At 73.4% G+C, this 24,764-nt stretch carries 21 protein-coding genes; 14 read left to right on the top strand and 7 right to left on the bottom strand.

The window, feature by feature from the left end; translation table 11 throughout:
• The 14 genes from ABZS40_RS09200 (at position 1) to ABZS40_RS09135 (ending at position 16,460) form a co-directional block, all read left to right on the top strand.
• Complete coding sequence (locus tag ABZS40_RS09200) at positions 1-1,170, top strand: hypothetical protein (RefSeq protein ID WP_354942803.1); 1,170 nt, start codon at positions 1-3, stop codon at positions 1,168-1,170.
• Positions 1,171-1,187: 17 nt separating this feature from the next.
• Positions 1,188-1,616 (top strand): hypothetical protein, encoded by a 429-nt coding sequence (locus ABZS40_RS09195; protein ID WP_238679320.1) that lies wholly within the window; start codon positions 1,188-1,190, stop codon positions 1,614-1,616.
• A 28-nt stretch (positions 1,617-1,644) separates the two neighbouring features.
• Entirely contained in the window at positions 1,645-1,899 is a 255-nt protein-coding gene (locus ABZS40_RS09190) for a hypothetical protein (protein ID WP_354942802.1), read from the top strand.
• 2 nt (positions 1,900-1,901) lie between these two features.
• Positions 1,902-5,117 carry a hypothetical protein gene (locus tag ABZS40_RS09185; protein ID WP_354942801.1) on the top strand — a complete coding sequence of 1,072 codons (3,216 nt, stop codon included), beginning with the start codon at positions 1,902-1,904 and terminating at the stop codon, positions 5,115-5,117.
• On the top strand, positions 5,114-6,592 hold the full coding sequence (locus tag ABZS40_RS09180; RefSeq protein WP_354942800.1) for a hypothetical protein: 1,479 nt from the start codon (positions 5,114-5,116) through the stop codon (positions 6,590-6,592). The genes ABZS40_RS09185 and ABZS40_RS09180 overlap by 4 nt, the downstream gene beginning before the upstream one ends.
• Before the next feature lie 2 nt (positions 6,593-6,594).
• Complete coding sequence (locus tag ABZS40_RS09175) at positions 6,595-7,095, top strand: hypothetical protein (RefSeq protein ID WP_354942799.1); 501 nt, start codon at positions 6,595-6,597, stop codon at positions 7,093-7,095.
• Positions 7,095-7,745: a hypothetical protein gene (locus ABZS40_RS09170; protein ID WP_354942798.1), complete on the top strand. Its 651-nt coding sequence runs from the start codon at positions 7,095-7,097 to the stop codon at positions 7,743-7,745. The genes ABZS40_RS09175 and ABZS40_RS09170 overlap by 1 nt, the downstream gene beginning before the upstream one ends.
• The gene (locus tag ABZS40_RS09165) at positions 7,742-9,769 is read left to right on the top strand and encodes a hypothetical protein (protein ID WP_354942797.1); all 2,028 of its coding nucleotides are present in this window, start codon (positions 7,742-7,744) and stop codon (positions 9,767-9,769) included. Before ABZS40_RS09170 ends, ABZS40_RS09165 begins: the two co-directional genes overlap by 4 nt.
• A gap of 12 nt (positions 9,770-9,781) precedes the next feature.
• Positions 9,782-10,105, top strand: coding sequence for a hypothetical protein (locus ABZS40_RS09160; protein WP_354942796.1), 324 nt, complete (start codon positions 9,782-9,784; stop codon positions 10,103-10,105).
• Position 10,106: 1 nt separating this feature from the next.
• Positions 10,107-10,616, top strand: coding sequence for a hypothetical protein (locus ABZS40_RS09155; RefSeq protein WP_354942795.1), 510 nt, complete (start codon positions 10,107-10,109; stop codon positions 10,614-10,616).
• The gene (locus ABZS40_RS09150; RefSeq protein WP_354942794.1) at positions 10,609-12,045 is read left to right on the top strand and encodes a baseplate J/gp47 family protein; all 1,437 of its coding nucleotides are present in this window, start codon (positions 10,609-10,611) and stop codon (positions 12,043-12,045) included. Before ABZS40_RS09155 ends, ABZS40_RS09150 begins: the two co-directional genes overlap by 8 nt.
• Positions 12,046-12,053: 8 nt before the next feature.
• Positions 12,054-14,402 carry a hypothetical protein gene (locus ABZS40_RS09145; protein WP_354942793.1) on the top strand — a complete coding sequence of 783 codons (2,349 nt, stop codon included), beginning with the start codon at positions 12,054-12,056 and terminating at the stop codon, positions 14,400-14,402.
• Between the two features lie 13 nt (positions 14,403-14,415).
• Positions 14,416-15,543 carry a hypothetical protein gene (locus ABZS40_RS09140; protein ID WP_354942792.1) on the top strand — a complete coding sequence of 376 codons (1,128 nt, stop codon included), beginning with the start codon at positions 14,416-14,418 and terminating at the stop codon, positions 15,541-15,543.
• A gap of 137 nt (positions 15,544-15,680) precedes the next feature.
• The gene (locus tag ABZS40_RS09135) at positions 15,681-16,460 is read left to right on the top strand and encodes a BTAD domain-containing putative transcriptional regulator (RefSeq protein WP_354942791.1); all 780 of its coding nucleotides are present in this window, start codon (positions 15,681-15,683) and stop codon (positions 16,458-16,460) included.
• 333 nt (positions 16,461-16,793) lie between these two features.
• Here the strand turns inward: ABZS40_RS09135 and ABZS40_RS09130 are convergent, their stop codons facing one another.
• From ABZS40_RS09130 to uxaC, 7 genes are all read right to left on the bottom strand, one after another.
• A complete protein-coding gene (locus tag ABZS40_RS09130) occupies positions 16,794-17,006 on the bottom strand; it encodes a hypothetical protein (RefSeq protein WP_354942790.1) in 213 nt (70 codons plus the stop codon).
• Between the two features lie 117 nt (positions 17,007-17,123).
• Positions 17,124-17,849 carry an HD domain-containing protein gene (locus ABZS40_RS09125; RefSeq protein WP_354942789.1) on the bottom strand — a complete coding sequence of 242 codons (726 nt, stop codon included), beginning with the start codon at positions 17,847-17,849 and terminating at the stop codon, positions 17,124-17,126.
• 82 nt (positions 17,850-17,931) lie between these two features.
• Positions 17,932-19,287, bottom strand: coding sequence for a polysaccharide lyase family 1 protein (locus ABZS40_RS09120; RefSeq protein WP_354942788.1), 1,356 nt, complete (start codon positions 19,285-19,287; stop codon positions 17,932-17,934).
• A 35-nt stretch (positions 19,288-19,322) separates the two neighbouring features.
• Positions 19,323-20,561 carry a Gfo/Idh/MocA family oxidoreductase gene (locus ABZS40_RS09115; RefSeq protein ID WP_354942787.1) on the bottom strand — a complete coding sequence of 413 codons (1,239 nt, stop codon included), beginning with the start codon at positions 20,559-20,561 and terminating at the stop codon, positions 19,323-19,325.
• Positions 20,527-22,020 carry a mannitol dehydrogenase family protein gene (locus ABZS40_RS09110; protein ID WP_354942786.1) on the bottom strand — a complete coding sequence of 498 codons (1,494 nt, stop codon included), beginning with the start codon at positions 22,018-22,020 and terminating at the stop codon, positions 20,527-20,529. The genes ABZS40_RS09115 and ABZS40_RS09110 overlap by 35 nt, the downstream gene beginning before the upstream one ends.
• Positions 22,011-23,315: an enolase C-terminal domain-like protein gene (locus ABZS40_RS09105; protein WP_354942785.1), complete on the bottom strand. Its 1,305-nt coding sequence runs from the start codon at positions 23,313-23,315 to the stop codon at positions 22,011-22,013. Before ABZS40_RS09105 ends, ABZS40_RS09110 begins: the two co-directional genes overlap by 10 nt.
• The gene (gene uxaC, locus ABZS40_RS09100) at positions 23,312-24,745 is read right to left on the bottom strand and encodes a glucuronate isomerase (RefSeq protein WP_354942784.1); all 1,434 of its coding nucleotides are present in this window, start codon (positions 24,743-24,745) and stop codon (positions 23,312-23,314) included. The genes ABZS40_RS09105 and uxaC overlap by 4 nt, the downstream gene beginning before the upstream one ends.
• Between the last annotated feature and the right edge of the window lie 19 nt (positions 24,746-24,764).

Raw genomic sequence — 24,764 nt, 5'->3', positions numbered from 1 at the left:
GTGGCACCGACAGCAGCATTCCCGTACATCGAGGTCCGGATCGTGCCGCCACCGGCGCCGCTGGCCCAGCGCTCGCCGGGCGTCATCGCGGTCGTGGGCAAGGCACCGGCCACGGCCGACGGCGGTTCCGCGCCGGCGAACACGCCGGTGCGGATCGAGACCCTCGACGACGCGGTCACCAACTTCGCCCGCCGACAGGCCGGCAACGTGGTCCGCAACGCCCTCTACAACTCCCTTGAGCTGGCGTTCCTCCAGGATCCGCGTCCGGCGAAGGTGTACGGGGTCAAGGTCGCCGGTGACGAATACGCGGCCGCCCTGAGCGGCCTGGAGGCGGCCGACGACGTGACGATGGTGTCGCTGGCGAACGAGTCGGGTGTCGGCAACCCGGCCGGTGCCGGAGCGCCGACCGGGCTGCACGCGCTCAAGGCGCACGTGGAGACGATGTCCGCGGCCGGCCAGCGGCGGATCGGCTTCGCCATGGTCAATCCGGCCACCGAGAAGGGCCCCACCTACGTCGCGGACATCAGCACCGCCGCGAACCCGCTCAAGAGCAGCACCAGCCGGATGGTGATGATCGCCGCCCGGGGCGCGGACGGCGACGCGGCCACCGCCGCGATGGCCGCCGTGGCCGGGCTTCCGGTGCACCACAGCATCGTGCTGAAGAAGATCCGCGGGGTCGCCGTCCCGGTGGCCAGGCAGTACAGCCCGGCGGAGATCAAGGGGCTCTCCGAGGCCAACCTGACGCCGATCATCGACCCGACACTGATCACCGGGGAGAGCCTGCACTTCGCCGACGGGCGGCTGTTCACCTCCGACGCGAGCCTGCTGCACGTCGACCTGGTGCGCACCCTCGACCAGATCGAGTTCATGCTGCGCGCCGGCCTGATCGGCCTGGTCGGTGACGCACGGATCACCAAGCCGGGCATGACGCTGCTGAAGACCCAGGTCGACGGCATCCTCGGCCCGCTCAAGCGGCAGGCGGTGATCAACGACTACCGCATCGAGATCCCGGTGCTGGACATCCTCGCCATCCCCGAGGTCGCGCGTACCGCCACCGACACCTCGATCGTCACCGCCGCCCGGGCCGACCGCACCGTCGACCTGGTCGTCACCGTCACCTACGGCCCGGCCGTGAGCCGCCTGCTGGTCACGCTCGTGGCCAAGTTCTGACCCGGAGGAACCAGACCATGGAGTGGAAGACCCGCCTCGCGGTGCAGTACACAAAGGGCACCGAGACGGTGCTGATCAGCCCGATCGACTCGTTCAGCCCGTCCTTCTCGCTCAACATCGAGGCGTTGCACTCGTGCGAGGTGACCCACCTGGGCGCCATCCACGCGCCCGTCTCGATGAACTTCACGATGACCGTCAAGGCGATCGGGGACGTCGCCGGCCGGCTCACCAAGCTGGCCCTGGACGGCGAGCTGTTCGACATCGCGCTGCTCGAGCACACCGGCGACGACTGGTCGTTCTCGTCGTTCGTGCTGCGGGACTGCCTGATCACCAGCGCCACACCGACCACCGCCACCATCTCGGGCGCACCGGCGGCGACCTTCAGCGGCTTCAGCCTGGCGGCCTCGGTCGACCCGAAGACCGGCGACCCGTCCGTCCTGCCCTGACCCGACGACGACTGACCGGAGGTAGCAGATGGCGACCGTGGCTGGCCGTGCCGCCCGGGTCACCCGTACCGGGCTGGCCCTGGTGCACGCGGGTGAGGTGGTGCTGCCGGCGGCCGGTAGCGAGGCGGAGGCCGAGCAGGTGGCCGAGGACGACCGCGCGGTCATCGCGTACCACTTCCCGGTGGAGATCGAGGTGGTCGCGGCCGGCGGCGCGGTCGACGCCGACGCGCTCGCCGACCTCGCGCTCGCCCGCCTCGCCGAGCACCTGGACGGGCGGTTCTGACGGTGGCCATCTCGGTGCACGTTCCGGTGCGGATCCGGGTGGACGCCCGGTCGCTGGCCGAACGCCCGGAGGCGGTGACCGACGCGCTCGGCGCGGCGCTGGCCCGCGCCCTGGAACGCTCCCGCCGCGAGGTGGTCGCGCCCCACGGCGGCTACCTGGAGGTACGCCCCAACGCGCCGACCTTCCTCTGGGCCGGCGCGGACGGAGCGCGGGTGTCCCCGGACGACCGACGGGCCGTCGAGGCCCGGCTGCGCCGGCGAATCGACGAGGTGGTGACCGCCGCGCGGCTGGATCCGGGGCTGCCGCCCGGGGTCGCCGTGCCGCTGAGCCAGCCGGCGGAGGAACTGTTCGACGCGTCTCGGATGCGCCAGCTGCTGGCCGTCTACCGGGTGCCGTCCTACGACGACGGTGGGGACGCCGCCGAGGTGCCGGTGAACAGCGACGAGCTGCCCCGGGTCACTCACCAGTGGCTGCTGCGGCCGGTCACCTATCTGGTCGGCCACTTCGCCGAGCTGGCCCGGGAGGCCGTACGCCAGCACGGTGGCCTGCCGTCGGGCACCCCGCAGGGGGTCATCGCCCGGGTGATCGACCCCACCGGCCGGCAGGTGTGGCTGGTCATGGTGACCACCACGCCGCTGTCGTACCTGACCTTCGACACGTTCGGCGAGACGGTGTTCCGGGCCACCCCGCAGCCGCACTTCGAGGTGGAGGCGCGGGTGCCCAGCCCGCAGCCCGGGACTGTGGAGCGTCGGCCGGTCACCGACCGGGCCGGGCTGGTGGCCATGGTGGACGGTGAGCTCGGCGACGACATCCGGCAGCGGCTGCGGATCGCCCAGCCGCGCGGCGAGACGACGAGCGTCGAGGAGTACCGCACGCAGATCGAGCGGGCCGTCGACGTGGAGGTGACCCGGCGGGTCGACGGGATCCTCGCCTCGGTGGGCGGGGCGCTGCCGACCAGCCTGGTGGTGGTCCGCGTCGGCGGGGTGTCGCTGCTGCTGGTGGGCACCGAGGAGACCGACGCCACGCTGCACTGGACCGGTACGGCCAACCTGTTGCCGATCAGCGTCGAGCAGCGCCCTGCGACGCCACGGGACCCGAACGCGCCTCCCGGCGGCGGCGTCGGCAGCGGCACGGGATCCGGCACGGACAGTGGACCCGGAACGGGCACCGGGTCCGGCACCGGGCCGGGTGGCACCGGCGTCGGCGGCCTGGGCACCGGCACCGGGCCCGGCGGTGACGCCGGTGGCAGCGGCGGGGACGGCACCGGGAGCGCCCGGCGGGGCGGGTTCGTCTTCGACCCGAGCAGCCCCAGCGCCCCGCCCGGCGTGGAGGGTCGACGGTTTCCCGCCGTCGCCGGCGAGCACTCCGAACTGCGGGCCTGCGCACCGTTCAACGGCGAGCCGGAGCTGGCCGCACTCGGCCCGGACGGCGACGAGTTGCGCCGGCTGATGGACGACATCGCGTTCCGGTTGCAGATGGGCGATCCGTGCCGATACCCGGCGAACTTCTGCCTCCAGGCCGCCGCCATGCTGCGCGGCCGGGCCGCGGCGATCAGCCTGCTGGTCGGCTCGACCGAGCGGGAGGCGTTCACCCGACCCGTGCCGGAGGGCAGCGGCCGGCTCGGTCCGCTGGACTTCCGGCCGGTCGCCTCACCCGCCGTGCAGTTCCTGCGACACCTGGCCGGGGTGGTGCCCCGACTGGACAGCCTCGCCCAGCGGGTGATGGGCCGCTACAGCCAGCCCGAGCACTTCGCCCGCATCCAGGGCGGCTGGATCGACACGTCCGCGTCCTGGAACCTGCACTTCGTCCAGGCGTTCAGCCCCGCCGTCAAGGGTGCGGTCGGGCAGCTGTTCATGGTCGGCAACCAGGCCATGCTGGTGCAGCTGCTGCTCAGCTCCCGGACCGGCATCGACGCGCGGATCGCCCACTTCGACAGGTACGCGCCGATCTTCGAGCGGCTCATCGTCTCCCAGCTCACCGACTACGCCGAGCTTCAGGGGCTACGCGAGCGGTTGCGCCGCCACGAGGCCGCCCGCTGGGTGTCCGCGCACACCGACGTCGGCGGCGGCACCCTCGCCACGGTGAGCATGGCCAACCCGTCCACCGCCTGGTACGGGGCCGCCCGGGCCATCTCCAGCGCCTTCCTCGCCACCGAGGCCGCACTGAGCAGCCCCGGCGCGGCGGGGGAGATCGTCGAACAGGACGGCACCACGCGGATCCGCGACTCGCATGCCGTGCTCTGGACCCTCGCCGAGATCGAACAGGCGCTGGTCATCCAACGCGGCGAGGCCGAGGGCATCGACCCGCTGGTCAAACAGATCACCGACCTGCCCGACGTGCTGGCCCGCTTCGCCGGTAACCGGTCGGCGATCCGCGACGAGCTGTGGCGGGTGTTGCAGGACATGCGGCGCCACAACACCGAGATGCTCGGCCGCGCCCGCACCGATGCCCGGTTCGCCTTCCGGTCCAGCCGGATCAGCGAGCACATCCCGTCGGCCACCATCCCCCGTGGACGCTTCGCGCTCCAGGGCATCCACCTGGTCACCCACCAGCAGATCGGCGAGTTCTTCGGCGGCAACCTCTACTACGCCACAGGTATCGACGACCTGTTCGGCACCGAGCTGGGCCGGGAGGCGCTCAGCGCGTTCGCCGTCATGGTGGGGATCATCGCGCTGTCGCTGCTCTGCCCGCCGCTGGGCTTCGTGGTCGGGGTCGCCGTCGCCGCCGTGGACGTGGCACACGCCCACCAGCGCGAGCGCCTCTACACCTCGATGCTCGACCCGGAACTGGTGCTCACCCGCACCGAGGTCGAGGTCGAGCTGTTCGCCGCGTACCTCGGGTTGGCGTTGTCACTGATCCCGGAGGCCGGCACCATCGGCGGCGCGGCCGTGCGCGGCGGCCGGGTCGCGCTGCGCTTCGGCGTCCGCGCCGGGCTGCGCGCCGCCCGGGGGTACGTGGTGCGCCGCGTCACCCGGCAGATCATCGAGGCCGCGTCCCGTGACCTGCTCCAGGGGTTCCTCACCGAGATCCTGCTCAACGAGGTGTTGGAACGGGTCGTGCAGAAGCTGATGGAGCCGGTGCTCGCGTACGTGGAGCGCGAGGCGATGCTCAGCGGCGCGGTCGGTGGTCCGGAGGGGGCCCGGTTCATCCTCATGGTGCTCGACGCCCCAGCCGGTGGCGCCGCCGCCGGCCCGCGCGTCCCGGTGGTGCGGCCGTGACCGGGCCGCGCCGGTTCCGCGCCGGCCGGTTCCTCGACGCCGCCGCCGTGCACGCCGCCGCCGACGCCAACCCGAGGCTGCGACAGTTCATGCGGACCGTGGCCGCGCACAGCGAGGCCGGCGAGGTGCGCTCACGGCGACTTCTGGAACACCTCATCCGCCGCATCGTCGACGACGTCGGCGACCTGCACCTGGGCAACGCGCTGAACCGGCTGGAACGCATCGCCGTGCTGCGGGACAACATCGCCGCGATCCTCGACCACGTGCTGGAGGGCGGCACCCTGCCCGAGGGGGTGCGGGTGGCCACCCTCGGCGAGTATTTCGACCAGCTCAACACCGAGATGCGCGAGCTGAGCCGACCCCGCGACGGCATCGTGGGAGACGCGCCGCTGCGGCTCGCCGACGACTCCGCCGCGTACGCCGACTCGCTGCTGCGCGAGTTCGACGCCGGTGGCGGCGCGGCCGGCCGGCACGTCGAGCCCGCCGCGATCGTCGGCGACGCGTTCCGGGCCATGCCGGCGGACCGGCAGGCCGCGGTGCGCCGCGCCGCCGAGCTGGAACCCGCCGCGCTCTGGCGGGCGGTGGCCGCCGAGGGCGAGGGCGGCAAGCGGGCCGCCGTCGCCGACCTGGAGACCCGCCTCGGTGGCCGGCTCAGCCCCGACGAGGTAACCCGGCTGCGCGCCGCCGTCGACGACCTGGGTCGGGCCCGGTCCCGCGGTCTGCAGATGAGCGAGGCCCGGCTCGCCGACGCCCTCGCCCGGATCGGCGACCCGGACCTGCGGGCGGTCGTCGCCGGCGGCGACGTCTGGCTCACCCAGCAGCTCGCCGTGCACAACCCGGAGGCCCTGACCACACTGTGGCGGCGCTTCCGCGAACGGGGCGGACGCGCCGACGACGGCCCCGGCTTCCGTGCCTACCTGCGCCACGACATGGTCACCTACGGGCGGGGCGTGCTCGGCGAGTACAGCGCGGCGTTCTCGTTGAGCAGCATCGAGCTGTTCCTGAAGGGACCGGACGCCAACGTCAAGGTCGCCGGCACCGACCTGGTCGGCATCGGCCACGACGGCTGGGTGTGGCTCATCGACGACAAGTCGCACCGGGCCGCCAGCGTCGGCGGTGTCAGCGCGCTCACCGACAACCTGGTGACCAACCTGCGCCGTGACGCGGCCGACTTCCGTGACGCCATCGCCCGCCTGCACCGCGACGATCCCGGCTTCACCCCCGACCCGCGCATCCTCGACGCCATTTCCCGGATGGAGGACGCCGCCGCCGAGATCGAGCGGATCAACCGGCGCGGCTCCGCGTCCACCCGGCCCGCGCGGATCAGCGCCGCACTGGAGGCCCGCCGCCTGCGGCTGCGGGTCACCAGCGCCGCCGGCGAGGTCCGCGAGATCACCCAGGCGCTGCGCGATCTGGGCCTCGCCGTCGAACCCACCGGTACGCCGGTGCCGCTGCCACCCACCGGAGGGCGCTGAGTATGGCCATCACCAGCAGCTTCATGCGGTACGGCACGGTGCCGTCCGCGATCATCAGCGACGGGATCCTGCCCATCCCGCTCTGGGCGGTCACCGCCATCTCGCTGGCCGAGACGTACCACCTGCCGCCGATCGGCTCCACCGCGCACAAGGCCATCGTGGCCACCCACGACGACACCATCACCCTGACCGGGGTGCTGGTCGGCGCGGAACGCTACGCGTGGAAGTTCGCCCTGGAGACGATGGCCGAGGCGAGCAAACGCGGCACCGCCCTCGCGGCGTACTCCGGGGGGAAGTTCGGCGGCCTGATCCTGGTCACCTCGATGACCATTCGCACCGACATGCAGGTGCAGTCGTTGACCTTCAACGCCTCGGCCGCCCGCCGCGACGTCCTGGACACCACCATCACCCTCGTCCACGTGCCCCGTCCCAGCCTGCTCGGCAAGCTGCTCGACGTGGCCAGCATCGGAGTCGGCGCCCTCGCCGACGGGTTGGGGAACTGATGCCGCCGTTCCCGATCGACCGTTACCTGCTGCCGGAGACACCCGTCGAGGTGCCCGACGGGTTCACCGAGGTGCGGCAGAGCCTCACCGCCGGTCTCCCGCACCGCGTCGAGCTGGGCGCCGGTGTGCACGCGGTGCTGATCCTGCCCACCGGTCTGGCCCGGCAGTGGCTGCACACCGACCCGCTCGCCGTGGTCAGCAGCTCCGCCGACGACCTGGCGCCCCGGCCCGCGCCGTCGGCCGCGCCCCGGCCACCCGCCCTGGTCGGCCGGGTGCCACTGCGCCTCGTCGTTCGCCAGGGCACCCGGATCCTCGGTTCGGTGCCGCTCGCCGCCGGCCTGCGCCGCGTCTGCCCCGACGCCGGCCTGTCGAGCGACGCCGGAGTCGGAGCCCCGGTCGCCGTGGAGCTGCTGGTGCTGAGCTGGCTGCTGCACGCCGGGACGGTCCGCGGCTCCGGCGACTACGGCTCGTCCATCGCGCTGGCCTGGCGTCGGGCCGACCGTGCCATGGACCAGTTCGGGCCACCGCCGATCAACGAGTTCGTCTGGCGTCGCCGCCCACCCGCGCAGCGCGTCGAGTCCGAGCTGGGCCCCGCCCGGCTGCGCTACCGCTACCTGCTCGACAAGAAGCTGCGGAGGGTGCTGCGATGACGCTCACGCCGTTCCAGACCGGCCAGGTACGCCAGGGCGCGGTCGGCAACGACGCCGGCTGGACCGTGACGTTCCACCGCGAGACCCCGACCGGGCTCAGCCAGGACGCCACGCTCACCCTGTCCAGCGCCGACTACTACGCGGCCATCGACGCCGCGCTGCCCGACGGGCTGGGCCCCGGCGCGTACACGATCACCGTGCAGGGGCTGATCGACGAGCACTTCGCCGCGCTGCGCACCGCCGAGGGCCAATCGCCGCTGGTAGCGAAGCTGCACCTGTACTGGCGCGACGCGAACACCTCCGTCGGCGCGTTCTTCACCAACCTGGTCGGCGTCAACGCCGGCCCGACCCCGGCCGAGCTGACCCAGGCGCTGGTCGCCGTGCTGCGGGTGACCAAGGTGCGTCGGCTCACCGGCGAGCGGACCTACGACACCGAGCTGACCCTCGTCGAGCAGGCGTACGCCCGGCTCGGTCAGCGGGTCGCGGAGCGGTTCGAGGCGGCCACCTTCACCGCCGCGATCCGGGCCGTCGCCGAGCGCGCCACTGTGGACATCGCGACCTGGGGCGCCAACCCGGACGGCACGATGACCCGGGGCGCCACCGAGGCGGCCGGCGACGAGCGGGTGGCCTTCGGCGCGGGCCTGCTCTACCGCGCCGCCGTGGAGCGGATCGGCGGCGCGCTGCAGCAGTCGCTCAACGCGTACGGGCGGGGGATGCTGCTGATCCGCGACGGCACCGTGCACGTCGGCAAGCGGCCCGTCCCGTACCCGGAGGGGGAGCCGAAGCCGCTCACCCTCGCCACCGGCCTGCTGGCCTGCACCGAGAACGGCAGCCAGGACACCGACCCGTACGCCGCCACCGAGTCCGGCGGCACCGCGGCCCCGCGCCGTCGGGCGTGGACCCTGACCCTCAAGGGCCGCCCCGACCTGAAACCCGGCGACCTGGTGTGCTTCGACCCGCCGGCGGTGGACGAGGCCACCACGCTGGGCAGCGTCGGCGCGGCGCTGCTCGGCTCGTTCGCGGCGCCGTTCGCCCCGTCGACCGGGGAGTTGGGCGCGGGGGCGAAGCTGCTCTACCTCAGCGCCGCCCGGCACACAGTGTCGCGTACCGCCGGTTTCGTCACTGTGGTGCAGGGCGTCGAGGTCACCTCGGGCGCCCAGGCATGGGACAGCTGGAGCGACGCCTCCGGGGTGGGCGCCGCCGAGCCGGCCGGCCCGGCGTCGTCGCCCGGGGTGGCCGCCGCCGAGGCGGTGCGGCGGGCGGCCCGCGCCGCTCGGGGTGAGACGCGTGGCCTGGAGATCGGCGAGGTACGCGCGGCGGCCACCAACGCCAGCGGCGCGGTCGAGCCACCGGCGCAGACCGAGACGGTGTGGGAGGGGCTGGCCCGCCCGGACGGTCGACCCAACGGCGCCCGCCGCCTGCCGGTACGCCGGGAGCAACCCGCGCCGCTGCCCGGGGTGACCTACCTGACCCCGTTCGCCTGGGGTGGTTGCGGGCTCATCCTGCCCCGTTACCCGGGCACCCGGGTGGCGATGGCCTACCGCAACGGCGCGCCTGACGACCCGGTGGAGGTGGGCGCGCTCTGGCCGACCGGGCACGCCCCGGTGTCGCAGCCGGGGGACTGGTGGCTGTCCCTGCCGGTCGGGGTTGCCAGCAACAGCCGCTCGTCGATCGGCGACACGGTGGTGCCCGCTGACCACGACGGCAAGGTGGCGCACGACCTGACCGACGGTGACGGCAACCGGGTCATCGAGCTGGGGGAGTTGACAGTGCGGGTGGGCCGGGCCCAGTTGCAGGGTCGCGGTCAGCGCCCGGCCCGCGCGGAGGAGGCCGACAGCATCACCATCGAGCACGCCGCCGGCGGGTCGTCGATCGTGATGAAGCAGGACGGCTCGATCACCATCACCGCCACCCAGATAGACCTGGACGCGGGCAACGGCGCGGTGAACATCAGCGGCGGCACCGTCAACATCGCCGCCGACGATGTCGACGTTCAGGTCGACAACGCGATGAACGTCCACTGAGGAGTGGTAGACATGGCTTTCGTGCTCACCACGTCGAGCGACGTGCACTGCCCCAACCAGGGGAAGGTCACCCCGGCCGGGCAGAGCAAGCTGACCGTCGACAACGTCGCGGTGACCCGCCCGGACGGAATCAGCGGCAAGTCGGTGGCCGGGTGCACCATCACCACCAGCAACTCCACCAAGCAGTGCAGCACGGTGACCACGGCGACCGGTGCCGCCAGCAAGCTCACTGTCGGCGGGGCCGGGGTGGCAGTTGACTCGCTCAGCGGCGCCACCGACGGCTCCAGCCCCGGGCTGTCCGCCAGCGCCGGGCAGAGCAAGCTGAAGGCGGTCTGAGGTGGACCGGACCGAGCGCGAACGGCAGGCCGCCCAGCGCCGCTACCTCGGCTGGGGCCTCGCCTTCGAAACCACGATGCCGGGCGTGGACCTGGCCCGCGACGTCGTCTTCGACGACGGTCCGAACGGCCGGGTGCTGGCCCTCGTCGCCGGCACCGGGAACGTGGCCCAGAGCCTCGCGGTGGCGCTGACCACCCTGCGCGGCTCGAACGTCTTCGACGCCACGTTCGGCTTCGACGGCCTCAACGCCCTCGCCGAGCAGATCGAGCCGAACCTGATCCGCGAACAGGTGCGCATCGGCATCATCACCCTGCTCGACCGCGACCCCCGGGTCCGCAAGATCGTCGACGTCAACCTCGACGACGGGCGGCTGGGCGTCGGTGCGACCGGCGCCGACGACGCCGCCGGGGCGGCGCTGCGCTCGTCTCGCACCCTCCAGGTGCAGGTCCAGTTCGAAACCATCACCGACGACCGGCTCTCGGTGCATCTCGGGGAGCTGCCCAGTGTCTGATCCCACCCTCCCGGCCGAGCTGGCCGACGTCCTGGCCGTCGACGCCGCCGCGCTGCGGGCCACCGGCTCGACCGGCTTCGGCATCGTCGAGACCGGCTTCGTGCCGAAGTCCTTCGCCCGGCTGCTCGCCGAGAAGCTGGCCACCGCCCGGCTGCTCTTCGGCGACGACATCGACCTCACCAGCGGCGCGGTGCTGCGCAAGGTCCTCGAACTGGCCGCCCTGGAGGACGCCCGGCTGTGGGCGGCGCTCGGCGCGGTCTACGACAACTCCTACGTCGTGTCGGCGACCGCCGACGCGCTGACCCGCCTCGGCGAGGAACTCGGCATCCCCCGGCCCTACCTGTCGGCCCGGGGGACCGTGAAGCTGAAGCTGAAGGCGGCGCTGCCCACCGGTCGCACCCAGCTCACTCTGCCCCGGGGCGCCCGGCTGTCCACACCGGGCGGGCACCACGTGGCCCTGGACGAGACGGTGGTGCTCTCCGCCGCCGTCGGCGAACGGGTGCCGGCCGTCGCCGCGTTCTATCCCGGCGCGGCGCACAACCTCGACCCGACCCAGGCCAGCCAGAAGATCGACAGGTGGAACCGGGCCGACACCCTGCTGGCCGACCTGGACGACGCCGAGCAGGCCGCCGGCGCCGAGTTGGTGGACATCACCCACACCGTCGCGCTGACCGGGGGCGAACAGCAGGTCTCCGACGCCCGCTACCGGCAGCTGCTGCTGGCTGCCCCCCGCTCGATCTGGACCGCCGAGGCGATCGGCCTGGCCGTGGCGACAGTGCCCGGCGTACGCCAGGTGCAGGTCTTCGACGGTCGGGGCGGGTTGGACCTCAACCAGTCCATCTTCGGCAACTTCACCTTCATCGAACGGGTCTTCAGCACCGAACGTGACCTGGGCAGTCCGTACTACGTCACGGTGCTGGTGGCGCCCACCGCCGCGGCCATCTGGGACGGCCCGGACGGGTTGCACGCCGCCGTCGAGTCGGTCATCGAGGACCTGCGCCCGGTGGGCATCTTCGCCTCGGTGGACCGGGCCGACGAGGTGGGCATCGGCGTCGAGGCCGACCTGGTGATCCGGGGCCTGCCGCTGCCCACCGGTTCCCGGGAGACGGTGAACGCCTCCACCGCCGCCACCGAGCTGCGGGCCCGGCTGCACGCCCGACTGCGCCGCTACGTTGACGAGCTGCCCTTCGGCGAGCCGGTCCGCGCCGCCGAGGTGATCTGGACGCTGATGAACGAGCCGGGCGTCGCGGACGTCCGCGACCTGCGGCTGGTCCGCTTCCCGGCCGACTCGGCGGTGGTGGTGACCGGCAGCGCGCCCATCGGCGACGGAGTGCAGCGGCTGCCGGTCGGCGACAACGCGGTGCTCGCCGCGAACCAGGTACCCGTCTACGTCGACCGGGACGACCCCCGGCCGTTCCGGATCGTCTGAGCGGGGGCATGGTGACCGACATCCGGGTGCCGGTGGACGGGGCAGACCCGTCCGTCGAACGTAACCTCGTCGACCAGTTGGAGGGCCCGTACCCGGGCACCGTCCGGCGGGTCGTGGTGCCGATCGCCGCCAGCGGCGCGGCCGCGGTGGACTGGACCAGCCGACACCCGTTGCTCACCGTGGTGCTGCGCCGGGACCTGGCCGAGGAGACCGTGCGGGTGACGGTCACCGTCGACCCGGGCGGGACCGGCGAGCGGGTGCTGCCGCCGGTGGTCTTCGCGCCCTGGTCGGCCGCCGGGGCGTCGGTGCCGGCGTACGTGCCGGACACCGCCGACGAGCCGCTGGTCGCGTCGTTCCCGGTCGCCGTCGCGGTCGAGCGGTCCGTTGACGGTGCCGCCGCCACGGCGGTCACCGGTGCGGCGCTTCCCGCGCTGGTCGAGCTGGCAGTACTGGAGGGCAACCTGGGCCGGTTGCTCTACCTGATGTCGTACGAGAAGCACCGGCTGCGCCGCGCGGCCCGGGAGGTGCACGCGTACCGGACCCTCGCGCACGCCCGGCGCGACGCGCTGGACCGGATCGGCGCGGACGTGGGGGTGGCCCGCTTCGTCGACGAGCTGGTGCACGAGCCGGTCAACGGCGAGGTGTACGCGCGCCGGCTTCCTCCGCCGGCCCGTGAGCCGGACGCCGCGTACGCCCACCGGCTCGGGCTCTACCGGCGGTTCCTGCTGCCCACCCCGGGCGCGGTACGCCACCTGCTCAATGGCCCCGGCGCGGACACCGACCCGAACGCCGGGCTCTTCGCCGACCTGCCCGGCGGCGCCCGGTTCACAGTGCGCGAGGACGACGACCGGTTCGCTGTGGCGATCCGGCTGGTCGCCGTCGGCGATCCGCAGCACCGCACGAACTTCCTCGCCCAACTGCGCCGCGACCGCCTGGTGCTGCCCGCCAACACCCCGCCGAACAACACCACGCACGCCGGCCGGGCGTTGCCGACCAGCCGGCTGACCGAGGTGACGGCCCTGCGGGCCAGCCTGCGTCAGTCGTACACCTTCGACAGCGCCCACGGCGTCGCGCCGCCGCTGGCCGCCGCCCTGGACCGCGCCGGGCGGGTCTGCCGGGCGCTCGGCTCGCCGATCGTGTGGCAGGTGACCCGAGCCCAGGACGACGCCGGTGGAAGCCGGTACGAGCTGGGTCTCGGCGTCGACGTCAGCTGGCCGACCCCCGCGCAGGCCACCGATCTGCGCAACCGGGTGCTGGACGCCGGCCGGGCACCCACCGGCGACCGGACCGCCGAGGCGCTGATCGCGGCGGCCCGCGCCGCCGGTGTGCCAACGGTTGCCGCCGACGGCGAGCTGGCCTGGCTGTGGCGGGTGTGCGGCCTGCCGACAGTGCACCGGATCAGCACCACCCGGATGTACCTGTCCCACCTGCCCACCCGAGGGCTGGCGGTGACCGCGCCGCTGAGCGCGGCCCTCGGCGCGGACACGGCGGTGGAGGCGCAGTTCTACGCGCCGGGTGACCCGGCCGGCAACGCGCTGCTGCTGGCCGGTCTGTCCGCCGCCGCGAGGGCCTGGACCGATGCCGGGGAGCCGGCGTGGGCGCCGCTGACCGACGCGGTGGCCCGGACCCGGTGGGCGGCGGTGCCGACCCGGCCGGCCGGACAGCCGGTGGACCAGGTGCTGGCCGCCGCCGGTCTGCCGGCGGTGCGGGATCCGGCACCGGTGGTGGCCGCCCTGAACCGGCTCCCCGACGAGTTGGTGGAGACCATCGAGCTGCCGGCGGCGTTGGCCGGCGCGCTGATCGCCGGTCAGCCGGCCGCCGGCGACCGACTGGCCCGGCTGGTCCGGTTGCTGCGCGACCAGCATCTCGCCGCCGCGCTGCCGCTGGTCGAGACGGGCAACCGGGTGCTGCTGGTGTGCAGTGTGATCGGCCTGCCCCAGGCCGGGCTGAACCTCAGCGAGCGCCGGGCCACCGGGTTCCGCTGGTACACGGTCGGGCTCGGCGGCGGCACGGCGGAGATCAAGGCGGTCGGCGCGCGGACCACGCTGCGGCCCACCCACGCCGGGTTGGTCGCCGTGGTGGCGCTGTCCTACGTGCGCACCGGCCTGACCGACCCGTACGAGTTCCGGGTGGAGCTGCCCGACGGGGTGACGTTGACACTGGCGCAGTACGAGCGGCTGATGAACGCGCTGACGAGGGTCTGCCCGCTCGGGGTGGAGATCAACACGTTCGGCATCCGGCGCGACCACGTCGACCTCGACGACGACGGCACGGCCGAGCCGCTGCCCCCGGCGGTGGCCCGCACCTTCCGCACCTTCCAGCAGCGCCGGCACCGCGGCGTGTACGACCAGCTCTGAGAGGGACATCATCATGGCGAGCGAGATCAACTACGACGGGTTGACAGTCACCGAGCTCTACCGGATGTTCACCGAACACGGCATTCCGCAGTCGGACGCCAGCGTGCTGGTCTCGTCCTGGATCTACGAGAACGTCGGCAGCGCGAAGCGGGTGTTCAGCTACGCCGAGTCGTTCCCGGCGGTGGAGCCGGGCTGCGCGCCGCCGCCGTTCGCCCGCACCTTCGCCCACAGCGACTGGGTCGACGGCGAGGACGTGGTGCAGGCCGGGCAGACCCCCGGCGAGCAGGGCTTCAACGAGCGGTTCCACCGGATCGAGCACGACCTGGACCACCTCGGCACCGACCTGGCCAAGGCGTTCTCCTGCATGGCGGCGATGCGGGTGAGCCTGCGCCGGCTGCTCGACGAGATCCGCGCGGAGATCAACCGACTGCACTCCACTGTGCACGAGAACAAGGTGACCCTCGGCCCACACGCCATCGAGCAGATCCCCAACTACATCAGCACGTTGGACTTCGGAAAGTACATGGGCACCACGATGTTCCTGGACAAGAAGGTCAGCATCTGGCAGACCAAGGCCGGCACCATCGTGCTGCCCGCCGTGGAGACCCTGGGCGTGGACGTGGTCGCCGGCCCGAAGGTCAGGGGCGCCGCCTATCTGGAGCGGTACGCGGCCGAGAACGGCGACGTCCGGCAGCGCTTCCCGCGCGAGGTGAAGCTGACGGAGTTCATCCGCTTCTTCGGCGATGACGAGCTGGCCGACGGCCGGACGGTCCGCGACGTGCTCAAGGTGCTGCCGGCCGAGACGGCCTACCCGAGTGTGGACGCGATGTTCGGCGAGGTGAGCGAGCGGGAGGCGGTGATCGTCCGGACCACTGTCGGCGCGCAGTCGGCGGTCGCCGCCGCGCTCGGCATCGAGGCCGAGCTGGAGAACGTCGCCGACGCCGACATCGCCATGCTCGCCGGGGTGCCGACCAAGGCCCGGGCGGCGCTGACCCGCGCCGGGATCAGCACCCTCGGCAAGCTCGCCGACGCCCAGCCCGAGCAGGTGCTCGGCATCATGAAGGAGGCCGGGGTGCGCGCCGAGGTCGGCGACGCCGCCGAGTGGACCGCGTACGCCCGGACGCTGAGCAAGCTGCGCTGAACGGCCGGGCCCGAGTCCGGCGAACGGTTGATCTCCACCGTTCCCCGGGTCGGTGAGACGACACTGCGCTGGCGCGTCGACCGTCCACACCCGAGCGTGGAACTGCCACGGGGCGATCGGGTGCGAGAGGCGCAAGCATGGCTGTGCACGAGGTAACGCAGGACCTTCGCACCGGGGCAACCGAGACCGACGCGGGGCAGCCCGGCCGGTACGCGTTGCGGCTGCTCGGTGGGTTCGGGTTGGAACGCGACGGGCGGGCGGTGGCGGTGCCGCAGGGCGCCCGCCGACTGCTGGCCTACCTCGGCGTACGCCAGCGGTGTGCCCGCTCCGAGGCCGCCGGCACGCTCTGGCCCGGCTCGCACGAGGAGCGGGCCCGGGCCAACCTGCGCACCATGCTCTGGCGGCTGCACCGGGTCACCCCCGAGCCGCTGGTGGAGGAGGACGACCGGCTGGCCCTGGCCGCCGGGGTGACCAGCGACGTGGCCACCCTGGGCGCCGCGGCCACCGCACTGCTGGCCGGGGGTGCGCCGGTCGCTGTCGGCCCCGGCGTGCCGGCGTTGGCGACCGGCGAACTGCTGCCCGGCTGGTACGACGACTGGGTGCTGACCGAGCGGGAGCGGCTGCGCCAGACCCAGCTGTACGCGCTGGAGACGCTCGCCGAGTGGCTCACCACGCGGCGGCGGTTCGGCGAGGCGGTACAGGTGGCGTTGACCGCCGTGCAGTTGGAGCCGCTGCGGGAGAGCGCCACCCGTGCGTTGATCGCCGTGCACCTGGCGGAGCGCAACATCAACGAGGCGGTACGGCGCTTCGAGCTGTTCCGCGCCGACCTGCACCGGGAGTTGGGTGTCGCCCCGACACCCTGGCTGGAGCACCTCGTGCAGGCGGGCAAGTCCGGCTCCGCGCTCCCGTACCCCTGAGCGGCCGCGCCACCATCCCGACGTCCCGCCCCGCGCGCCGGCCTGACCGACCCCCAACGTCTCCCACGCGTCCTTTGCTCTGCTTCAACCGGCGCAACAGATCGGCGCCCGAACTGTTGCGCCGGTTGAAGCAGAGCAAAGGTTGCGCACAAGGCGGGTTGGCCGCGCCCGGCGGTACGGGTGGCGCAGGGTGGACCTCGATCTGGCTGCCGAGGCGCGGGTCGGTGAAGGGTGCGACGCGCTGCCAGGCGTCGAGGACCTCGTGCAGGTCGCCGAGACCGGGCCAGGTCACCTGAAGGTAGGCGACGCTGGTGAGCGGAGCGACCTGGTAGGTCAGGGGGTGACGATCCCGAAGTTGCCGTTGCCCGCTCCGCGAAGCGCCCAGAGCAGGTCCGGGTAGTTCCGCGGGTCCACGTCGAGCACCTTCGCCCCGTCGGCGCCCGCCGCGACGACGATCTCCACGCCGATCAGGTTGTCGCAGGCCATGCCGAGATAGGGGGTGAGAAACCCGAAGCCGCCGCCGAGGGTAGCGCCGGAGAGGCCCACTGTCCCTCCGTGCCGGTCGTCGCCGAGAGGCCGTGCTCGCCGAGGGCGGCCACCGCCTCCGACTGGGTGATCTGAGAGCTCGTCACGAAACCCGGTCGGGTGAACCGACAGGGCGGGTCAGTTCGGGGCGGGCTGGTCCAGGATGGCGCTGAACCGCTCCTCGGCGAGGTCGAGCTGGCCGAAGATGTGCCGCTTCACGGCGGGCGACAGCGGGGTGTCCGGCCGGCCGATCAGGTCCCGGAAGAGCGGCACCAGCGGCCGGTACTTCCGGGCCGACGAGACCACCTTCGGCCCGACCGTGTGGATCACGCCCACGCCGTTGTCGGTGAAGTCCGACACCTTGATCACCCGGGCCCAGGGCTCCCGGTCCAGACTGACCGCCAGATGCTCCCGGTACTGCGCGTTGCGGTCCCGCTCGGGGTCGTACGCCGGATTGGTGACCGCGGCGACCAGGGTGGCCACCCGTGGCCCGAACCGCGCGGCGAGCGCGGCCAGCGCGGCCCCGGTCGGGTCGGTGCCCGGGTCGCCGTCGGCCAGCTCGACCGGGTGGTCCTCCACGGCGTCGTGCAGCAGACCGGCGACGATCACGTCCACGTCCCGCACCTGGTAGTGGTGCATCAACCGGATCGCCACCCGCAACAGGTGGTTCAGGTACGGCTCGCGGACGCGTCGATCGTCGCGGTGCAGTTCGGCGGCGAGGTCGAGCGCGGCGGTCAACCGCGCCCGGGCGGCGTCGTCGAACTGCTGGACCTCCAACCGGAAACGTTCCAGCAGGCCCGGTTCGCCGTGGATCTCGGTGATCGCGTGCATCGGCATGCTGCCCAGGTGCGGCGGGAAGTCCATGCGTCACTTATAGCCGATCTTCACCACATCGATGAGCCCGTACGTCGCCGACCCGACCGCGAGTCGCGTGCGCGCCGAGCCGTCAGACCGGCAGCCGGTCGGCGCCGGCCAGCGGGTTCACCAGGAGGGGGACCAGCGGCGCCGGCAGCACGGGGTAGCGGCGCAGGGTGGGCGTCCAGCCCGCGTCCGCGGCCAGGTCGGGGTCATGGGTCGCGTTGTACGCCGCCAGCAGGTCGACCGGTCGGGCCGCGCCGCCGCCCTGGCGGACCCAGGAGCCTCGCTCGGTCAACGCGGTGCCGCCCCAGTCGTAGAGCAGGTCCGCCGGGTCGACGGCCGGGTCCACAGTGAAGAAGTTGTTCTGCGCGTAGATCGCCGACTGGACACCGACGCCGAGCGCGTACTGGAAGTCGTCGCCACCGAGTCGGTAGTGGTTGTTGTAGACGTCGACCTGACCGAAACGCACCCGGGGCAGCCGTTGCAGGACGCCGTCGAAGAGGTTGTGGTGCACTGTGACCCTCAGCCGGCCCACGTCCGGGCCGACGGTGTTGGACGAGCCGATCAACATCAGCTTGTCCCGACCCGTGAAGCGGTTCCAGGAGGCGGTGACCAGGCTGGCGGTGTGCGTCACGTCCAGCGACCCGTCGTGCACCTGGTACGGCCGACCGAAGTGCACCGGCTGGGCGCTGTCCGGGTTGTCGCCGTCGGTGAAGGTGTTGTGGTCGACCCAGACGTTCTCGCTGCGGCGCACCGAGATCTGGTCGTACTGGCTGTTCCAGTTGCCGGCCTCGCCATCGGTCGGCGACCAGGCGGGGAAGCAGTCCCGGGCGTCGACGAGGGTCAGATTGCGGACGATGACGTTCGACGCCCGGTCGATCATGAGGGTCAGCCCGGTCAGTCGAGCGCCGCGCAGCCCGACGATCGTGGTGTTCGGCCCGACGTTGATCTGGGTCTGCCGGGTCTGGTTGGTCACCGAGCGCACCCGAGCCTCCTCCAGCAGCCCACTCGGTGGCACCCGTCCCCACACCGCCGGGTCGTACGCGGCCAGGTAGGCGTCCAACCGGTAGCCCGGGTCGGCCAGGTCGGCGCAGCTCAGCGGCGTGCCGCCGGGCCCTTCGAAGCCGTCGATGACGCCGTCGACGTAGATGAGCTTCGGGGTGGCGTCGGCGGCGTTGCCGGCGTTGTCGCCGCCCAGCGCGGCGACCAGCTCCGCCCGGTCGTGGACCACCCGGGTCCGCTCGGGGGTGGCCGCCGAGCCGCCGGTGGTGCCGGGGCCGTCGGCCGCCCAACCGTCGCGCTCGGGCAGTGTCTGCCGGCCGAGGTGGTCGGCCAGCCAGGAGAGCCGGTCGGCGGACGGGACGTCCGGACGGGCAGCGGCGGCGGCCGGTGTGGCGCCGAGGAGAAGGGCGACCACTGTGGCGCCGCCGAGGATTCTGCGCATCGACTCTCTCCGTTCGTCAGTGGTGGAGGTTTCGTCTATCCGGCCAGCTCGGCGCGGTACGCGGCGGACGCCCACGGCACCCCCAGCTCGCTCGGCAGCGCCCCCCGCTCGGCCGCCCGGCGCAACACGTCGACGACGCCGCGCAGGTGGCGGACCCGCTCCCCGCCCTCGCCGAGGGTGGTCACCAGCTCGCCGTCGAGCAGCCGGGGCTCCGGCGCGGGTCGCAACGCGTCCAGCAGCGCGGTGAACGGCGCGGTACGGGCCAGCGGCGCGATCAGTGGCACGCCCGACGGGTCGACCCGGTGGGCGAGCAGGTTCTCCAGCAGCCCCAGCCGCCCCGGCACCCGGCGGGTCACCACGTCCCCGGGCAGCCGCAGCCGGTCGGTCGGGTACTCCAGCACCGCCTGGCCCGCCGTACCGGTCACCACCACCTCGCCCGCCACGAACTCCTCGGCGGCGAGGGTCACCGCCACCAGCACCGGCGGCCCGGCGCGGAACCGGACCCGCAGCACCGCGGTGTCCTCCACCTCGATCGGCCGGACCCGGTAGCGCTCCACCTCGATCGCGACCGGCCAGGGCGTCGCCCCGGCGAGCGCCTCGGCGATCGCCAGGCACTGCATCACCGCGTGCGCGAGCGGGTTGGCGAGCGCGCCGTCCAGCACCGGCCGGCCGTCCAGACTCCGCCGACCGGCCCAGGGGGAGCGGGTGTAGTAGGCGTCCGGCCGAAGCCACGCGGCGATGGTGGAGATGCCTGTGACAGTGCCCAGCCGGCCGGCGGCCAGCGCGTCGGTCAGCGCGGTGAGGGCCGCCGAGCCGAGTGCCTGGAAGCCGACCTGGGCCACCCGGCCAGCGGCGGTGAGAGCCCAGGTCAACTCCTCGTGCTCGGCCAGCGACAGCACCGGCGGCTTCTCCAGCAGCAGGTCCGCGCCGGTGGCCAGGGCGTCGCGGGCGATCGCCAGGTGGGTGTGCGGCGGCGTGCAGATCACCACCACCTCCGGTCGGGTGGCGGCGAGCATCGCCCGGTGGTCGGTGAAGACCGCCACCCCGGGCGGCACCGGGGCGGCCGGATCGTCCTCCACCGGTCGGACGTCGACCAGGGCTGCCAACCGCAGCCGACCGGCGGCGTGCAGGGGCGCGATCACCCGGCGGTGCCAGCGACCGTGCCCGTTCGCCCCGATCACCGCCACCCGGGGCGGCGGGGCGGCCCCGCTCACCACCCACCGGTCCCTGTCGGCCAGGTCACCGGGCACCGGCCAGGGTGGCCTCGACGCCATGCCGCTCCAACGCGGTCAGCCAGGCGATCACGTCGGCGCGGACCTCGTCGTCCTCGGCCACCTCCATCGGGATGACGTCGCGCAGCGCGAAGACCGCGTCGACAGCGCCCGCAGGGCTCTGCGCCCCGGCGTCCAGCGCGGCCCGGATCGGCCCGGCCAGTGGGTCCTGGAACGGCAACGGCCGGCCGTCGTCGGCGTACCCCAGCGCGAAGCGCAACCAGGACGCCACGACCAGCGCGCCCCAGCGCGCGGACCGCCCGGCCGCGCGCAGGTCGGCGATGGTGTGCAGGACGCGCTGCGGCAGCTTCTGAGAGCCGTCGATCGCCACCTGGAGGGTGCGGTGGTGGATCGCCGGATTACCGAACCGGGCGAGGGCCTGCTCGCCGTAGTCGACCACCCGCACCCCGTCCGGCGGGGTGAAGCTGGCCGCCACGTCCTCGGCGATCAGCTGGCGCAGCACGTCGCGCAGGTGCGGGATCTCCAGCGCGTCGGCGATCGTCTCCCGACCGGCCAACGCCCCGAGGTACGCGATGGCGGAGTGCACCCCGTTGAGGGCGCGCAGCTTCAACCGCTCCCACGGGCCGGCGTCGTCGGTGAGCACCGCCCCGGCGAACTCCCACCCGGGCCGGCCGCCGGGGAAGTCGTCCTCGATCACCCACTGCGCGTACGGCTCGGCGGCCACCGCGGCCAGGTCGGTCACGCCGAGTGCCCGCCGGGCCGCCTCGATCGTCTCCGGGGTGCTGGCCGGCACGATCCGGTCCACCATGGTGCCCGGGCAGGTGACGTTGCCGGCCACCCACTCGACCAGCCCGGCGCTCACCCCGCCGGCCCGGCCGACCGCCTGGTCGAGCATGCCGCGCAGTCGTCGACCGTTGGCCGGCAGGTTGTCGCAGCTCACCAGGGCCACCGGCCCGGCGTCCGCGGCGGCCCGGGCGGCCAGCCCGCGCAGCAGCAGCCCCGGCACAGTGCTCGGCGGACTGCCGCCGGCCAGGTCCGCGGCGAGCGCCGAGTCCGGGGACAGCCGGCCGGTCACCGGGTCGAGTTGGTACGCCTTCTCGGTGACGGTCAGGGTCACCACGCGGACCGCCGGGTCGGCGAGCAGCGCCACCACGGCGTCCGGGTCGCTGGGCGCGTGCCGGACGCCGCTCAGGGCGCCGACCACCCGGGTGGAACTGCCGGCGGCGGAGAGGGCGCTGACGCTGAACAGGTTGTCCTGCGCGGCGATCGCCTCGACCACTGCGGTGCTGCGCGGGGCGACGGCCACGATGCCCCAGTCACCGCCGGCCGCGCCGACCGCGGCCTCGGTGAAGACGGCCTGGTGGGCCCGGTGGAACGCGCCCAACCCCAGGTGGACGACGCCGGTCGGCACCGTGCCCGGCCGGATCAGCGGGCGGGCCTCGGCGGGCAGCCGGCGGAGCATGCCGAGGCCGAGCCGGGAGGCCCCGACGGTCACCGCCATGCCGGGCCGTCCGGGAAGCGGAACTCGGCGATCGACGAGGGCTTCATGGTGGCGCTGTAACCGGGTCGTTCGGGCAGCAGGTAGCGGCCACCGCGGGTCCGCACCGGATCGACGAAGTGTTCGTGCAGATGGTCGACGTACTCGATCATCCGACCGTCCAGGCCGGTGCCCACCCGCAGGTAGTCGAAGATCGCCAGGTGCTGGACGTACTCGCAGAGGCCCACGCCGCCGGCGTGCGGGCAGACCGGCACGCCGAACTTCGCCGCCAGCAGCAGCTCGGCCAGGACCTCGTTGACGCCGCCGACCCGGCAGGCGTCGACCTGCATCACCCCGATCGCCTCGGCCTGGAGCAGCTGCTTGAAGATCACCCGGTTGGCGGCCACCTCACCGGTGGCCACCCGGCAGCGGCCGGCGGTCAACTCGGCCACCGCGCGGGCGATCCGGGCGTGCCCGAGGATGTCGTCGGCGTGGGTGGGCTCCTCGATCCAGTACGGGTCCACCTCGGCCAGCGCCGCCATCGCGGTGATCGCCTCGTCGACGTCCCAGACCTGGTTGGCGTCCATCATCAGCAGCGCGTCCGGGCCGATCTCCTCCCGGATGATCCGGGCCCGCCGCAGATCGTCGGCGAGCGGGCCGCCGACCTTCATCTTCATCGCCCGCCAGCCGTCGGCGTACGCCTGCCGGGTCAGCGCCCGCACCTTGTCGTCGGGGTAGCCGAGCCACCCGACCGAGGTGGTGTACGACGGAAAGCCGTCACGTTCGAGGGTGGCCAACCGGTCGGCCAGCCCGTCGCGCCCCTTGTCGAGGATGGCCGCCGCCTCGTCCGGGGTGAGCGCGTCGGTGATGTGCCGGAAGTCGACGCTGGCCACCAGGTCGTCGGTGGGCAGGTCGGCGAGGAAGCGCCACATCGGCTTGCCGGCCAGTGTGGCCCGCAGGTCCCAGACCGCGTTGACCAGCGCGCCGGTCGCCATGTGGATGACGCCCTTCTCCGGGCCCAGCCAGCGCAGCTGCACGTCGGCGCTGAGCGAGCGCCAGAACGCCACCGGCTCGGCCGTGACCTCCTCGATGGTGCGTCCCCGCACGTGGTGGGCCAGGGCGCGCACCGCCGCGCAGGTGATCTCGTTGCCCCGGCCGTTGGTGAAGGTGAACCCGGCGCCGGTCGGGCCGGCGTCGGTGCCCAGCTGGACGTACGTCGCCGAGTAGTCACCCCGGTTGATCGCGTCGGAGCCGTCGCCCCGGGCGGCGGTGGGGAACCGCACGTCGTGCACCTCGACGGAGGTGATGGTGACGGTCATTGAGCCTGTCCTCCGAAGTTGAAGACCCGCTTGGGCAGCCGGTACGCCAGGTCGACGATGGTCTCGGCGGCCTCGTCCATCGGCAGCCGGTGCTCGGCGACGAGCCGGGCCAGGAAGCCGGCGTCCACCCGGCGGGCCACGTCGTGGCGTACCGGGATGGAGCAGAACGCCCGGGTGTCGTCGACGAACCCGGTGGTGTTGTAGAAGCCGGCGCTCTCGGTGACCGTCTCCCGGAAGCGGCGCAGCACCTCCGGGGAGTCCAGGAACCACCAGGGCGCGCCGAGCAGGAGCGCGGCGTACCCGCCCGCGAGGGGCGCCAGCTCGCGGGTGAAGGTGTCCTCGTCGAGGGTGTAGAGCACCAGCCGCAGCCGGGGGTCGTTGCCGTAGCGCTCCAGCAGCGGGGCGAGCGCGTGCACGTACTCGGTGGCCTGCGGGATGTCGCCGCCGACGTCGCGGCCGTGCCGGGCGTGCAACCACCGGTTGTGGTTGCGCACCGCGCCGGGGTGCAGCTGCATGACCAGGCCGTCGTCGAGCGACATCCGGGCGAACTCCACGAGCATGTGCGCCCGGAACGCCTCCGCGTCGGCGGCGTCGGCCTCGCCGCGCCGCCCCCGGTCGTAGAGCCGTTCGGCCTCGGCCGGGGTCAGGTCCAGGGTGCGGGCGGTGGGGTGGCCGTGGTCGGAGGAGGTGGCGCCGGCGGCGATGAACGCGGCGCGTCGGGCCCGCAGCGCCGCCAGGTAGCCGGCGTACGTGCCGGTGTCCTCGCCGGCCCGATCGCCGAGGCGGTCCACATTGGTCGACCAGCCCTCGAACTCCATGTCCACCACGTCGTCCGGGCGGAACGTGGTGACCACCCGCCCGCCCGGCCCGCCCCACCCGTCGGCGGCGAGCTTGGCGTGCTGCGCGAGGTCGTCCAGCGGCGACTCGGTGGTGGCGAGGACCTCGATGTTGAAGCGCTCGAACAGCGCCCGGGGCCGGAAGTCCGGCTCGGCGAGCCGGGCCGCGATCTCGTCGTAGAGGGCGTCGGCGGTGCTCGGGCGAAGCGGGGTGTGCACACCGAACACGGTGCGGAGGGTCTGCTCCAGCCAGAGTCGCGACGGGGTGCCCCGGAACAGGTGCCAGTGCGCGGCGAAGCGTCGCCAGATCACCCGGCCGTCGGTCTCCACCGGGCTGCCGTCGCGGGTGGGCACCCCCAGATCCGCCGGGGGTACGCCCTGACTGAGCAGCATCCGGGTCAGGTAGTGGTCGGGCACGATGAGCAGCTGCGCCGGGTCCGGGAAGGGGCGGTCCTCGGCGAGCAGGGCCGGGTCGACGTGCCCGTGCGGCGAGATGATGGGTTGCTCCGCCGCCAGGGCGTACAGCTCCCGGGCCAGCGCGCGCTGGCCCGGTTCGGGTGGCAGGAGCAGGTCGGTGTGGTCGAACGTGGGCACGGGGTGGGGCTCCTCGTCT

The sequence above is a fragment of the Micromonospora sp. NPDC005324 genome, assembly GCF_040607155.1.
In the GTDB taxonomy this organism is placed as follows: domain Bacteria; phylum Actinomycetota; class Actinomycetes; order Mycobacteriales; family Micromonosporaceae; genus Micromonospora; species Micromonospora trifolii.
The sequence above is the reverse complement of the archived record's forward strand: the minus strand, read 5'-3'. Positions and strand labels throughout refer to the sequence as shown.